The organism is Colwellia sp. BRX8-9, from assembly GCF_014077245.1.
Taxonomy (GTDB): Bacteria; Pseudomonadota; Gammaproteobacteria; order Enterobacterales; family Alteromonadaceae; genus Colwellia_A.
Genome location: NZ_JACGVN010000011.1, coordinates 36,004 through 50,185, shown reverse-complemented (window position 1 = coordinate 50,185; position 14,182 = coordinate 36,004). Strand labels below are relative to the sequence as shown.

The following is a 14,182-nucleotide window of genomic DNA, read 5'->3' as shown; positions in this document are numbered from 1 at the left end:
AATGAAAAACTTTATTATTGCCCTAATTGTATTATTCTCAGTATTAACCGTCTCTTCTGTTTTCATTGTTTTTGAAGGACAACGTGGTATCGTTTTTCAGTTTACAAAAATTAAACGTGATGCTAATTCAGGTGAAATGCTTGTTTATGAACCGGGTTTACACTTTAAAATACCCTTTATTAACAACGTTCGCAGACTTGATGCTCGTATTCAAACGCTCGATGAAGCGCCTGATCGCTTTGTAACATCTGAGAAAAAAGATTTAATGGTCGACTCATTTGTTAAGTGGCGTATTGTTGACTTTTCAACGTTCTACTTACGTACTTCTGGCTCAGTAGAAAATGCTCGTGCGTTATTGAAACAAAAAGTAAATAATGGTTTACGTACTGAGTTTGGTACGCGCACCATTAAAGAAATTGTTTCAGGTGACCGTGACGGCATTATGGCTAAAGCGTTAGCAAGTGCCTCAAGTAGTCGTGAAGACTTAGGTATTGAAGTTATTGATGTACGTATTAAAGCGATTAACTTACCCGCTGAAGTCAGTGCTTCTATCTATGACCGTATGCGAGCAGAGCGAACAGCTGTAGCAAAAGAGCATCGTTCTAAAGGTCAAGAGCAAGCGGAAATTATCCGTGCTACGATAGATTCTAAAGTAACTGTTATGTTAGCGACAGCACAAAAAGAAGCACAAGAAATGCGTGGTGAAGGCGATGCGTTAGCGGCTAAAGTTTATGCTGATTCATATGGACAAGATCCTGAGTTTTTCAGTTTTTACCGTAGTCTTGAAGCATATGAAAAAAGTTTTAGTAGTAAAAGTGATATCTTGGTGGTTAAACCCGATAGTGATTTCTTTAACTACTTAAAAGAAGGCGCTACAATTAAAAAGTAAGCTACTTTTTTGATAAAAAAGCCATGACTTGTCATGGCTTTTTCGTATCTGCTAGTTACCTATAGAGGTGATTGAGGAGTAATAACATGGTAGAGACACTATTAACGGCATTTGCTTTGGTACTGATTTCTGATGGACTCATTCCTGTACTTTTCGTATCGACTAGTTACCTATAGAAGCAATTGAGGAGTAATAACATGGTAGAGACACTATTAACGGCATTTGCTTTGGTACTGATTATTGAGGGGCTTATTCCTGCACTTTTTCCAAATAAGTGGCGCGACACTATGGAAAAGTTAGCGCAACAATCAAGCTTATCTATTCGTAATATTGGCATTAGCTTACTCGTCGTAGGCACATTTATTTTATGGTTACTGAGTTATTAGACTAAAGAATGACATAAAAGTTTTTCATAACCCCTTTAGTTAATTGAATATTTTTAAATTGCATTAAAAATCATCATTTATTACTTGGACTACTATTTGATTTTTGATAAAATCCCCGCCTAATTTTTTATCGAAATTGAAAACATGGGCAAAAACGTCGTAGTTCTAGGCACCCAATGGGGTGACGAAGGTAAGGGTAAGATTGTTGATTTACTCACAGATAAAGCTAAGTACGTCGTACGTTATCAAGGAGGCCATAATGCAGGTCATACTTTGGTAATAGACGGTGAAAAAACCGTACTTCATTTAATTCCATCGGGCGTATTACGTGACAATGTGAAATGTTTAATCGGCAACGGCGTAGTTTTATGCCCGAAAGCCTTGATGACAGAAATCGCAATGTTAGAAGCCAAAGGCGTTCCTGTACGTGAACGTTTACTTATTAGTGACGCTTGTCCGTTAATTCTTCCTTATCATAATGCTCTAGATGCTGCGCGAGAAATCGCTCGCGGTAATAAGCCTATTGGTACGACAGGGCGTGGTATTGGTCCAGCTTATGAAGACAAAGTTGCTCGCCGTGGTTTACGTGTTGGCGATTTAGTTTGTGCTGAGTCATTTGCGATTAAATTAAAAGAAATTGTTGATTACCATAATTTCTCTTTAGAGCATTACTACAAAGTTACACCCGTTTGTTATGACACTGTGCTTGCTGATGCTTTATCAGTTCGTGACGTTATTCTTAAAATGGTTGCCGATGTCGCTGAAATTCTTGATCAAGCCCGTAAAAACGGCGAATCAATTATGTTTGAAGGTGCTCAAGGTACTTTACTTGATATTGATCACGGTACTTATCCTTATGTAACTTCTTCAAACACTACTGCAGGTGGCGTTGCTACTGGTTGTGGTTTTGGACCTCGTCATTTAGATTATATTTTAGGTATTACTAAAGCATACACAACACGTGTTGGCTCTGGTCCTTTCCCTACAGAATTAGATGACGAAATCGGTGAACATTTAGGTACTGTAGGCCATGAATTTGGCGCGACTACTGGACGTGAACGTCGATGTGGTTGGTTTGACGCGGTTGCTATGCACCGTGCCATTCAAGTTAACAGCGTAACAGGATTTTGTTTAACTAAACTTGATGTTTTAGACGGTTTAAAAACCCTTAAAATATGTACAGGTTACCGCACTGAAGCTGGCGAAATTATTACTGTACCGCCTACAGCTGCTGAAGGTTATGACAGAATTACACCTGTTTATGAAGAAATGCCAGGTTGGTCTGAAGTTACAGTTGGCGCAACTTCTCGTGACGCTTTACCTGCTAATGCGATCGCTTACATTAAGCGTATTGAAGAATTAACAGGTGTACCAGTTGATATTATTTCAACAGGTCCAGATCGTAATGAAACCATTATTTTAGTAAACCCGTTTGCTGAGTAATTAGAGCGAATAATTTTTTTCTAAAATAAGACGAATAAAACCACCCCTGAGGTGGTTTTTTTTTACCTAAAATAAATTATTTCAACGGCCATTATTGAATATAAATTCAAAAGCAATTAATCAAGGTTATAAGCGATAGTGACAACGTTGATGAAGATTAATTATTAATTGGATAACTTCACCGATAAATTCGTTGTTGTGTATTGAAAAAAAGAAAAATCGATGGCTAAATTTTTTAAGTCAAAGAAGTTTATAAAAGTGGTCATAAAATACGGTGAATAGATTAAGCTGTATAGCGAATATTTAGTTTTATGATGTGCAATACAAAAGGGCTAAGGGTATGTTTGTTATAGCTTCTAGCACTTTTTTATATAAGAATAACGTTGGAACAAAATGTAAGATTACAATAGTATATACCCGTTACTTTTTAAAGATCACAGACAAAGGTGTATCTTGATTGATAACGAGTCTATAAAACTATGCTGTATATAAACAAAATAAAACGTGAAAAATGGCATATATAAGACAATAAATTCACCTAACGCATAGGATCAATCATGACTGACTTTCGCCAACAAGCACTTGATTACCATCAATTCCCAACACCTGGAAAAATAAGTGTTGAATTAACCACGGCCGCTGAAACTAGCCGTGATTTAGCACTCGCCTATAGCCCAGGTGTTGCTGAACCGGTTCGCGCAATTGCGGCAAATCCCGATGATGTTTACAAATATACGGGCAAAGGCAATACCGTCGCTGTTATTACCAATGGTACCGCTATTTTAGGGTTAGGTAATCTAGGTGGTATGGCGGCTAAGCCGGTAATGGAAGGCAAAGCATTATTATTTAAGCGATTTGCAGGTATTAATTCATTTGATATCGAAGTTAAACATAAGACAGTTGAAGAATTTATAAATACGGTCGCCAACATCGCTGACAGTTTTGGTGGTATTAACTTAGAAGATATTAAAGCACCAGAGTGTTTTGCTATTGAAAAGGCACTTATTGAACGTTGTAAAATACCGGTATTTCACGATGACCAACATGGTACGGCTATTGTTACTGCTGCTGGAATGATCAATGCCTTGGAAATCCAAGGTAAAAGTATTAAAGATGCCAACATTATTTGTCTTGGCGCAGGCGCAGCAGCGATTGCTTGTATGGAACTATTAATCAAATGTGGCGCTCAGCGCGAAAAAATCTACATGCTTGATACTAAAGGTGTCATTCATACCCGACGTGATGATCTTAACGAATATAAGCGTATGTTTGCTAATAATACTGATAAACGTACCCTTGAAGATGTTATCGATGGCGCAGATGTATTTGTTGGTGTTTCTGGACCCAATCTACTTTCTGCTGAGCATGTAAAATTAATGGCACCCAATCCAATTATCTTTGCTTGTTCAAACCCAGATCCTGAAATAAAACCCTCATTAGCGCTTGCTGTTCGTGATGATCTTATTATTGCTACGGGTCGCTCTGATTACCCTAACCAGGTCAATAATGTGTTATGTTTTCCTTTTATTTTTCGTGGCGCTTTAGATGTTCGCGCTAGAACGATTAACGATGAGATGAAAATTGCCGCTGTTCATGCAATTCGTGAATTAGCAAAGGAACCTGTTTCGCAAGAAGTGTTAGATGCTAGTGGTGAGAAAAGTTTGACCTTTGGTAAGGAGTATATTATCCCTAAGCCGATGGATCCACGTTTGTGTGGTCGAGTAGCGCTTGCCGTTGCTAAAGCGGCGGTTGAGTCTGGAGTGGCAGCCCTAGAATTACCTGAAAACTATATGGCATAATCAGTAGTATTTATTAATAACGCTGTAAAAGGAGAGCTCGACTCTCCTTTTTTTATTTATGACAAATAGTAGGTCATGGTGCAGTTACTACATGGACGCAGAAAGTAGGAATTAAGAAATAGGGTAACGCAGGAGCAGTTACCTCTTGTACGTCATCTATATTCCTGACAAATCATTAATACTTGCACCTCTGTAGATAATGTCACCGATGGCAAAGCATAACAATATTGAGTAGGACGAATAACAATGAAAACTTCAACGAAAGCCGTTTTACTCTCAGCACTTGTTTACCCGGGTATTGGCCAACTAATGTGTCACGCTTATCGACGGGCTACGTTATTTATTTTAAGTTTTTCTGTGACAGTATATTTGTATATTGAAGAAGTGATGAGGCAATATCAGCCACTTATTAATAAAGTTAAATCAGGTGACGTTGCGCTCAATAGCCAAGCACTGATCGCAGAGATGTCAAAAAATCCCATTATTGTTGACCCTATCTTAATGAGTATATTAACCTATACACTACTAACTTGTTGGTTATTGGCTATTGTAGATGCTTACCGTATGGGCATAAAAAAAGACGCCAGAGCGTCTTTTTGAGGAAGTGTATTAAGACCCTTAGCTACTCGTCTTCAATTTCAAATTGACTGAAGTCGGTAATACCTTTTGCTATTAAGGCTTCGCGCACACTTTTAGGTAGCATCTCTGTATTGTCTTTTGTTAAATCGCCATCATCAGGAAGAGGCTGTCCGGTAAAAGCATGCAGAAAAGCTTCACATAACAATTCGCTGTTAGTTGCATGGCGTAAGTTGTTAACTTGCCGACGAGTACGTTCATCCGTTAACACTTTCAGTACCCGCAACGGGATTGAGACCGTGATTTTTTTAACTTGCTCACTTTTTTTACCATGTTCGGCGTATGGTTTTATATAATCGCCATTCCACTTTGCCATTTAATTACCTTTGTTTAGCTAAATTACTTTTTATAAGTTAGATTTTACTGGTTGTTGGCGTTGAGTCAATAACGAATGTGTAGAAGTTTAGAAGTCTAAAGTTCTTGACCGACAAAAGTAAAGCGTTTAGAGTTATAGACGTCCAAACATCTATTTGATTTTACTGCCCGATTGGAGCAAAAAATGACAAGCAAAAAACCAGCAACATTAGCTGTTAGAGCCGGCATTAATAGTGATGAACATCACGGTGCGGTTGTTCCTGCCATTCATTTATCGAGTACTTATGCTTTAAAAGGCTTCAACAATAAGCGCCAATTTGATTATTCCAGAACAGGCAACCCCACTCGAAGCACGTTTGCACAAGCTATCGCTGATTTAGAGCAGGGTGCTGTAGGCATTGTTACCAGCACAGGAATGTCAGCGGTGCACTTAATTTGTCAGTTACTGACAACAAAAGATACGGTTGTTATTCCACATGATTGCTATGGTGGAAGTTATCGCTTGTTTACCCACCTAGCAAAACGTGGCTTATTTAATGTGCTTGTTGTTGATCAAAACGATGATCAAGCGTTAGCGCAAGCGCTTGAACAAAAGCCAAGATTAGTTTTGATTGAGTCACCTAGTAACCCATTATTACGGCTGGTTGATATAAAAAAGGTTACTCAAGCCAGTCATGCTGTTGGTGCTTTAGTGGCAGTAGATAATACGTTTCTTTCTCCCTTGTTACAGCAACCGCTATTATTAGGTGCTGATATTGTTTTTCACTCGACAACTAAATATATTAATGGTCATAGTGATGTTGTGGGTGGGGTGTTAGTAACAAAAGAAAAAGAACTGGGTGAAGAGCTAGCGTGGTGGGCAAATTGTATTGGTATTACGGGTTCACCTTTCGACAGTTATCTGGCATTACGTGGCTTAAAAACCTTACCACTGCGCATGAAACAGCATCAAGAAAATGCTAATGCTGTTGCAAAATACTTAGAAAATCATCGAGCAATTAACGCGGTATACTTTCCTGGTTTAAAAAATCACCCGGGACACGAAATTGCTAAGCGTCAGCAAAAAGATTTTGGCGCTATGATGAGTTTCGAAATAAAAGGTGGTGTTGAAGCGGTTAAAGTACTCTTTGACAACTTATCACTCTTTACCTTGGCACAGTCATTAGGTGGCGTTGAAAGTTTAATCAGTCATCCATCAACGATGACCCATGCAGGTATGGAAATTGAAGCACAAATTGCAGCGGGTATTACTCAATCTTTAATCCGAATTTCTGTCGGTATTGAAGATGTTAGTGATATTATTAATGACTTAGAACAAGCTTTATCGGCAAGCCAAATTTAAAGTTGTAGACTATTTTTAGTAGAAGAATTAATGAGTGAAAATGACACAGTCAAATACAGTAGAACAATTATCATCAGGGAATAATCAACTGGCGAAGCATGCTATTCATGTACATAAATTTGGTGGCAGTAGCTTAGCAACTACCCAATGTATTGAACGTGTGGTTGATATTATTCGTCAAAACTGTCAATTAAATGATTTAGTTGTTGTTTCGGCAAATGGAAACACTACGGATGACTTATTCAATATTTATAAACTCGCACTTGAAAAAAGTGACGAGCTGTTTTTGGCTATTGAAACACTACAGAAATCACAAAGCACATTAATTGGTGAGTTATTGAACCCTAGCAGTGCAGCAGACCTTATCAAGGTTTTGTCTGATGATATAACACAATTAACGGCTTGGTTATCTGATCAGCCAAGCCAACACCATGCAGATATGTTGGCATTTGGTGAGCTGTGGTCGGCGCGTTTACTATCGGCGGTGTTAAGTGAAAAAGTTTGTCCAAGTTATGCTATTGATGCGCGTGACTTTCTGGTTATCAATAATGATAAAGACTGTGCAGTCGACAATCAGCAAAGTAGTCAAAATTTTCAGCAGAACTTACAAAAAGGAAAGTTGGCGGTTATTACTGGCTATATCACTAAAAATTCTCAAGGTGAAACCTGTACTTTAGGTCGTAATGGTAGTGACTATTCAGCAACAATTATTGCCTCACTGTCGGGCGCGCTGAATGTTACCCTATGGACTGACGTTGATGGCATTTATAGTGCCGATCCTCGTATTGTACCACTTGCCCGTAAATTACATCGCTTACCTAATGGTGTCGCGAAAGAATTGGGCCGCTTAGGTAACCCGGTTCTGCATGCAAAAACCTTACAGCCGCTCACTAACCACAGCACACACCTTCATGTAGCAAGTAGCTTTGATCCTGAAATTTCTGGTACAGAGATAGGAAAATTTGGTCAAATTGCTAAACAGGAACTGTCGGTTACCTCGCTTAACGATTTGTTACTGGTAAAATCGACCAGTTTAGCCGGTTCGTTTGGTGAACAAGCCAGTAATGAGTTTTCTGCGATATGTAGTGATGTTCAGCAAGGCTTTATGGTTATCCACCAAACACAACAAAAATTAGTGAGTCAGTGGCTGGCGAGTCATGATACCGAAGTATCATTCACACCGGTGTCGATTATAGCGATTGTTGGTCATAGTGTGGTAAATCAAGGTAATATCCAAGCGCGTTTTAAACGTGCCCTCAAACATACTCATGTACTGCAGGTGGTGAACTCGTTAAGTGAGCATAGTATTATCGCCATTCTTCAGCAGAGTTGTACCGGTGAGTTACTTAATAATGTTCATTATGATATGACTAAAGACGCTCGACACATAGGTGTTGTTGTTTCAGGGCTTGGTAATATAGGTCAACGATTCTTAGACTTGTTACCCGCGCAACTCAATCGAGTCTCTGTGTTAGAGAACGTTCATTTAGTCGGTTTAGTCACTTCTAAAAAAGCACTGCTTAATACCGATGGTATCGATGTTAATCAAGCAATGTCGCTCTATGAAAGAGATGCTACGCCTTGTGATAATGCCTTATTGATGTCGTGGTTAACGAACCATCCTTACGACGAATTAATTGTTGTCGATATCACCCCTAGCGAACATTTTAGTGATTTGTACAGTGAGTTCTTTAAAGAAGGTATTCATGTTATTGGTGCCAATAAATGGGCGGCTTCTGCCAGTACCGCTCGCTATAATGACTTAGTATTAACCGCGGCTGAAAATAAAAGCTTATGGTTAGGAAGTACTACTGTTGGCGCCGGTTTACCGGTTAACTTTGCCATTAACGATTTATTGAAAAGTGGCGATAAGATAACGGAAATATCAGGAATTTTTTCAGGCACGCTTTCTTGGCTATTTGAAACCTACGATGCCAGTGTACCGTTTTCAACCTTATTAATGGATGCCTTATCTCAAGGGATCACTGAACCCGATCCACGAGAAGATCTGTCTGGGCGAGATGTGCAACGAAAATTACTGATCTTAGCGCGTATGGCAGGTTTTGAATTATCACTTGATGATATTGAATGCGAAAATTTAGTGCCAGAATCCTTACAAGGGTTATCAACGACGGAATTTTTAGCAAAGTCAGCAGACTTGGACAGTTACTTTGCTGAACAACTCACTAGCGCATCTAAACAGCAAGCCTGTATTCGTTATATTGCAAAATTCTGTGTCAACGAACAAGGCCAATTGAGCGCTAAGGTTTATCTTGCGACGCTTGCTAAGAATGATCCCTTTGCCTCTTTAACTCCGGGTGATAATATCTTTTTAATTAAGAGCCATTGGTATCAAGATAACCCGCTTATTATTCGTGGACCAGGCGCGGGTCGTGATGTTACCGCGGGTGGCCTACATTCAGACTTAGTGAGTATTTGCCAGCAACTGGCCGGTAAAAAACACCAAGTTAAAATCAAAGGTCTAAGTTAAATTAGCATAATCTAGCTATCATCATTATTACTACACTAAGGCATTAATACGCTAAATGAGAAAAAGCACAACTTGTAGGTTGTGCTTTTTCTCAATCGATACTAATAAACACTTGTCTGTTATCGCATTATTAACTAGCATTTAGATAATTAAAAAAAGTAGCTACTTAGCACAGGCACCAAGTTGTATTTACATGGAAAATAAAACCTATAGCGACAGCTATTTTACCAGCCAAGTAAAAAGTCTTTTAAGCAGAATTTATGGCCACAGCCAATTAAATGATTCCGTTCTTGAGCGTGCGATTGAGTACTATGAAAAACAATCTTTTATTGAGCATAAGTTAGATGAACTCAAGCAAAATATTGAAAAAGTTAGTCGGCAAACAGCCACGGATAAAGCTAAAACTTTACGGGTAAGACTCGAACGTGAACAACGCAATTATTACGAGGAATTACGCTTTGAACGCAATGAGCGTCATCAACATCTCTATAAACTCTGTAAAGAGATCATCAAGTTGTCTGAGGGTGATTGCTTTGAAGACAGTAATCGTAAATCTAGCCAGCTTTTAGGTACCATACAATTAGTGAGTCCCACCCAGGGGCGAAAAATTGCTTTAACCAACGAGCAACATAAACCGCTTTATAAAAGCGTGTTATGTTTGCGTTTACTTGACCGACTATGCATGGATCAACATATTGTTGAGCCCTATATCAAGAGTGCTTTGGGGGATATCAACGCAGAGCAATATCAAACGTTGGCTCAAGATAACCCCGAGGCATATCAAGCCTTTGTAGAGAAAGTAAAAATTCCACTGGTCATGGCGGCGCTATTACAAGATATCGGTAATAACCACCCCGAGTCGCTAGTCATTTTGCGTGGTGCAGATTATCAAAAAGATCCCCATCGAACCTTACCTATTGAAGAGCGAAAAGTACTCTTACAAATAAATTATCGAGAAACGGTTAAGTATCTTATTGATGGTATTGGCGCGGGTATATATATTGGTAATTCAAAAAAAGATCGCGACGAGCACAATGTCGTTGAGCATAAAAAATTATTGTTCATTAAGCATTTACTCAAAAGTGCCGTCAACCCAAAGAAGGGTATTGGCAACCTTCTTAAAGTACCACAAATATACAGTTCTATTATCTTGTCGACAAAAGATAGCTATAACTACAAATTATTACCGAAAGTTTATTATGTTCTTAATCAAAACGCGGAGCGGGGAGCTTGTTGTCAAGCAGTGGTTAATGCACTGACAAAAATTACTGGCCATTTTCCACAAGGTTATGGTGTTACCTATGTCCCGTATGAGCAAGATATTAACGACCGCTATGAATATGCCATCGTCAGCCAGCTTTATCCTGCAAATGCTGATTATCCTATTTGCCGAACGGCAACACGCAACTTAGCCTTCATAAGTCATGGACAAGAGATAGTCATTAAAAAATCTGCTAATTTATATTTTACTGAAACAGCTAAAAATTTCTCTACTATCAGTAAAGAGCGCCTCCATGAAATATTAGAGTTGTTAGTGTCAAATTCCCATGAGCGTAAACAACTAGATCTACTTCCTCGCTGTTGGCAGCCAGGAGAATTCTTTTCAGTTAATATTAATCAAAAGCTGTGGAACAAAGCTAAATAACGTTAAAGTCTTTGCTTTTATAACGCCATAGTGAAAACACTTAGCAAGTTAAGTAAGTAGACTTACCCTGTTGTTGTTATCAAAGAGGGATATTTACAGTAAATATTAATTAAAAACTGTCAAATAAGGCTAAATAACCATAATGCTTTTTCACTGTCTGTTAAAGTTCAGGTAAAATGGCTTTTATTACTTTGCATAACTTTGGAATATCTCGTGAGCGATCAAGAAAAAAGACTGAATAAATTTATCAGTGAATCAGGTTACTGCTCGCGCCGAGCTGCTGACAAGTTGATTGAAGAAAGTCGAGTTACGATCAATGGTACAACCCCTGAGTTAGGTACTAAAGTACAAGCGGGTGATGTGGTTTTTGTTGATGGTAAGCAAATTGGTGCTATGCCGGCTAATAAATCTGACCGGGTTTACATTGCTTATAACAAGCCAGTGGGTATTACCTGTACGACCGAGTTACATGTTAGAGGTAATATTATTGACGCTATTGGTCACAAAGAAAGGATCTTTCCGATAGGGCGTTTAGATAAGCCTTCAGAAGGACTAATTTTCTTGACCAGTGATGGTGATATCGTTAATAAAATTTTGCGCGCTGAAAATGCCCATGACAAAGAATATATTGTCACGGTTGATAAACCCATCAGTGAGCGCTTTATCCAACGGATGTCAAAAGGTGTACCTATACTGGGAACCATCACTAAACCCTGTCTTGTTAAAGTAGAAAGTAAATTTGTTTTTCGTATTATCTTAACGCAAGGCTTAAATCGTCAAATTCGTCGGATGTGTGAATATTTAGATTACGAGGTTTTACAGCTGAAACGTTCGCGTATTATGAGTGTCGAGCTGGGTGATTTACGACCAGGACAATGGCGAGACTTAACCACAGCGGAAATGGTTGAAATTAATGCAGCGGTAGCCACGTCGACGAAAACAGCTTTACCAAAAGAAATCGATGAATCGGGTGATCCATGGGCAACCGTTATTGCAGTAACAGACATAGAAAATGATGTTAAAAAATAAAGCTTAGTCATACTAAACGTTAATTATGTTTGGTTTGTAAGACAATAAAAAAGGACGCCTAAGCGTCCTTTTTTTGTTTTCTTACTTTAATGCTTACTATTTTCTAGCAGCATCTTTTGCTTCTTTAGCTGCTTTAACTTCAGCGATAACAACTTCTGCTACGTTATTAGGACAAGGCATGTAGTGAGAGAATTCCATTGAGAATTGACCACGACCTGATGTCATTGTACGTAATGTTCCGATGTAACCAAACATTTCTGAAAGAGGTACGTCAGCTTTAATACGAACACCAGAAACACCTGCGTCTTGACCTGCGATCATGCCACGACGACGGTTTAAATCACCAATAACATCACCAACGTGATCATCAGGCGTAAACACATCAACTTTCATGATAGGTTCGATTAACTGTGCACCAGCTTTTGGAATTGACTGACGGAAAGCACCACGAGCAGCAAGTTCAAAGGCAACAGCAGATGAATCAACCGCGTGGAAACCACCATCGTATAATTCAATTTCAACGTCAAGTACAGGGAAGCCAGCAAGAACACCAGTATCCATCATGCCTTTGAAGCCTTTCTCGATTGCTGGGAAGAATTCCTTAGGAACATTACCACCAACAACAACAGAGCTGAATACGAAACCAGTACCAGGTTCGCCAGGCTTAATACGGTAATCAATTTTACCAAACTGACCAGAACCACCAGATTGTTTCTTATGTGTGTAAGAATCTTCAATTGCGGTAGTGATTGTTTCACGGTACGCAACTTGTGGCTTACCAACTTCTAATTCAACACCGTAAGTACGTTTTAAAATATCTACTTTGATATCTAAGTGAAGCTCACCCATACCAGATAAAATCGTTTCACCTGAATCGATATCAGTTTCAACTTTAAAAGTAGGATCTTCTGCAACCATTTTACCGATAGCTAGACCCATCTTCTCAGTTGAACCTTTATCTTTAGGTGTTACAGAGATTGAAATTACCGGCTTAGGAAATACCATAGCTTCTAGAACGATAGGGTGCTTAGGATCACATAATGTGTGGCCCGTCTGAACATTGCTCTTCATACCAACAATCGCGATGATATCACCAGCTTGTGCTGAAGTAAGTTCGTTACGGTCATCAGCTTGCATTTCACACATACGTCCAACACGCTCAGTTTTACCTGTAGCAGCGTTAAGAATGGTATCGCCTTTCTTCAATGTACCTGAATAGATACGTACGAAAGTTAATGTACCAAAACGGTCATCAGTGATTTTGAATGCTAACGCTTTGAATGTTTCTTCTGCAGAAACGATTGCGAATTCGCCATTAGGCGTGCCTTCTTCATCAGTAAGTGGTTGAGGAGTAACATCCGTAGGTGAAGGCAAGTAATCAACAACAGCATCAAGAATTAATTGAATACCTTTGTTTTTAAATGCAGATGCACCGTAAGTTGGGAAGAAAGTCATATCACGAGTACCAGCACGGATACACGCTTTGATTTGTTCTGTAGTAGGAACCATTTCCCCTTCTAAGAACTCCATCAACATATCTTCATCAACTTCTAAAGCTGTTTCGATTAACTGTATACGGTACTCAGCAGCTTTTTCTACCATATCCGCTGGAATATCAGTAATTTCATAGTTTTCTGGAAGACCTGTGTCATCCCAGATGTAAGCTTTTTCGCTAAGAAGGTCAACAACACCAACAAAGTCATCTTCTTCGCCAATTGGCAAAGTCATAATAAGTGGCGTAGCACCTAAAACGTTTTTAACTTGCTTACAAACACGGTAGAAATCAGCGCCTAAACGGTCAAGTTTGTTGATCATGATAATACGAGCAACTTTTGAGTCGTTCGCGTAACGCCAGTTAGTTTCTGATTGTGGTTCAACACCACCAGAACCACAGAATACGCCGATACCACCATCAAGTACTTTAAGTGAACGGTAAACTTCAACAGTGAAGTCAACGTGACCAGGAGTATCGATGACATTGAAACGGTGATCGTTCCAAAAACAGCTTACCGCAGCAGACTGTATGGTAATACCGCGCTCAGCTTCTTGTTCCATGAAGTCAGTGGTAGATTCACCATCATGTACTTCACCAGTTTTATGGATCTGACCGGTTAATTTAAGGATACGTTCAGTTGTTGTGGTTTTACCAGCATCAACGTGAGCGAAGATACCAATATTTCTATATTTAGATAAATCTGCCATTACTT

11 protein-coding genes are annotated in these 14,182 nt (G+C 39.0%); 9 read left to right on the top strand and 2 right to left on the bottom strand.

The genetic code is table 11. From position 1 onward, the window contains the following. Position 1: 1 nt before the first annotated feature. From hflC to H4J70_RS10975, 5 genes are all read left to right on the top strand, one after another. Positions 2–889 (top strand): protease modulator HflC, encoded by an 888-nt coding sequence (hflC, locus tag H4J70_RS10995; RefSeq protein WP_182216100.1) that lies wholly within the window; start codon positions 2–4, stop codon positions 887–889. A gap of 197 nt (positions 890–1,086) precedes the next feature. Beyond that, on the top strand, positions 1,087–1,275 hold the full coding sequence (locus tag H4J70_RS10990; protein ID WP_182203168.1) for a DUF2065 domain-containing protein: 189 nt from the start codon (positions 1,087–1,089) through the stop codon (positions 1,273–1,275). A gap of 144 nt (positions 1,276–1,419) precedes the next feature. Then, complete coding sequence (locus tag H4J70_RS10985; RefSeq protein WP_182251117.1) at positions 1,420–2,718, top strand: adenylosuccinate synthase; 1,299 nt, start codon at positions 1,420–1,422, stop codon at positions 2,716–2,718. A gap of 557 nt (positions 2,719–3,275) precedes the next feature. Continuing rightward, positions 3,276–4,517, top strand: coding sequence for a malic enzyme-like NAD(P)-binding protein (locus tag H4J70_RS10980; RefSeq protein WP_182251116.1), 1,242 nt, complete (start codon positions 3,276–3,278; stop codon positions 4,515–4,517). A gap of 246 nt (positions 4,518–4,763) precedes the next feature. After that, on the top strand, positions 4,764–5,117 hold the full coding sequence (locus tag H4J70_RS10975) for a hypothetical protein (protein WP_182244298.1): 354 nt from the start codon (positions 4,764–4,766) through the stop codon (positions 5,115–5,117). Between the two features lie 22 nt (positions 5,118–5,139). Here the strand turns inward: H4J70_RS10975 and metJ are convergent, their stop codons facing one another. Beyond that, on the bottom strand, positions 5,140–5,469 hold the full coding sequence (gene metJ, locus H4J70_RS10970; protein ID WP_070375088.1) for a met regulon transcriptional regulator MetJ: 330 nt from the start codon (positions 5,467–5,469) through the stop codon (positions 5,140–5,142). 183 nt (positions 5,470–5,652) lie between these two features. Between metJ and metB the strand changes: the two genes are divergently transcribed. The 4 genes from metB (at position 5,653) to rluF (ending at position 11,975) form a co-directional block, all read left to right on the top strand. Further along, the gene (gene metB / locus H4J70_RS10965) at positions 5,653–6,810 is read left to right on the top strand and encodes a cystathionine gamma-synthase (protein ID WP_182221530.1); all 1,158 of its coding nucleotides are present in this window, start codon (positions 5,653–5,655) and stop codon (positions 6,808–6,810) included. 40 nt (positions 6,811–6,850) lie between these two features. After that, entirely contained in the window at positions 6,851–9,301 is a 2,451-nt protein-coding gene (gene metL / locus H4J70_RS10960) for a bifunctional aspartate kinase/homoserine dehydrogenase II (RefSeq protein ID WP_182251115.1), read from the top strand. Positions 9,302–9,494: 193 nt separating this feature from the next. Further along, positions 9,495–10,946 (top strand): hypothetical protein, encoded by a 1,452-nt coding sequence (locus tag H4J70_RS10955; RefSeq protein WP_182251114.1) that lies wholly within the window; start codon positions 9,495–9,497, stop codon positions 10,944–10,946. 213 nt (positions 10,947–11,159) lie between these two features. Further along, complete coding sequence (gene rluF, locus H4J70_RS10950; protein ID WP_182251113.1) at positions 11,160–11,975, top strand: 23S rRNA pseudouridine(2604) synthase RluF; 816 nt, start codon at positions 11,160–11,162, stop codon at positions 11,973–11,975. Positions 11,976–12,071: 96 nt separating this feature from the next. Here rluF and fusA read toward each other — a convergent pair whose 3' ends face one another. Then, positions 12,072–14,177, bottom strand: a complete 2,106-nt coding sequence (fusA, locus tag H4J70_RS10945; protein ID WP_182242108.1) for an elongation factor G — start codon at positions 14,175–14,177, stop codon at positions 12,072–12,074. Positions 14,178–14,182: the final 5 nt, after the last annotated feature.

Coding starts and splice junctions, on each gene's coding strand:
- hflC (WP_182216100.1), top strand. CDS start 2: ATGAAAAACTTTATTATTGCCCTAATTGTATTATTCTCAGTATTAACC.
- H4J70_RS10990 (WP_182203168.1), top strand. CDS start 1,087: ATGGTAGAGACACTATTAACGGCATTTGCTTTGGTACTGATTATTGAG.
- H4J70_RS10985 (WP_182251117.1), top strand. CDS start 1,420: ATGGGCAAAAACGTCGTAGTTCTAGGCACCCAATGGGGTGACGAAGGT.
- H4J70_RS10980 (WP_182251116.1), top strand. CDS start 3,276: ATGACTGACTTTCGCCAACAAGCACTTGATTACCATCAATTCCCAACA.
- H4J70_RS10975 (WP_182244298.1), top strand. CDS start 4,764: ATGAAAACTTCAACGAAAGCCGTTTTACTCTCAGCACTTGTTTACCCG.
- metJ (WP_070375088.1), bottom strand. CDS start 5,469: ATGGCAAAGTGGAATGGCGATTATATAAAACCATACGCCGAACATGGT.
- metB (WP_182221530.1), top strand. CDS start 5,653: ATGACAAGCAAAAAACCAGCAACATTAGCTGTTAGAGCCGGCATTAAT.
- metL (WP_182251115.1), top strand. CDS start 6,851: ATGACACAGTCAAATACAGTAGAACAATTATCATCAGGGAATAATCAA.
- H4J70_RS10955 (WP_182251114.1), top strand. CDS start 9,495: ATGGAAAATAAAACCTATAGCGACAGCTATTTTACCAGCCAAGTAAAA.
- fusA (WP_182242108.1), bottom strand. CDS start 14,177: ATGGCAGATTTATCTAAATATAGAAATATTGGTATCTTCGCTCACGTT.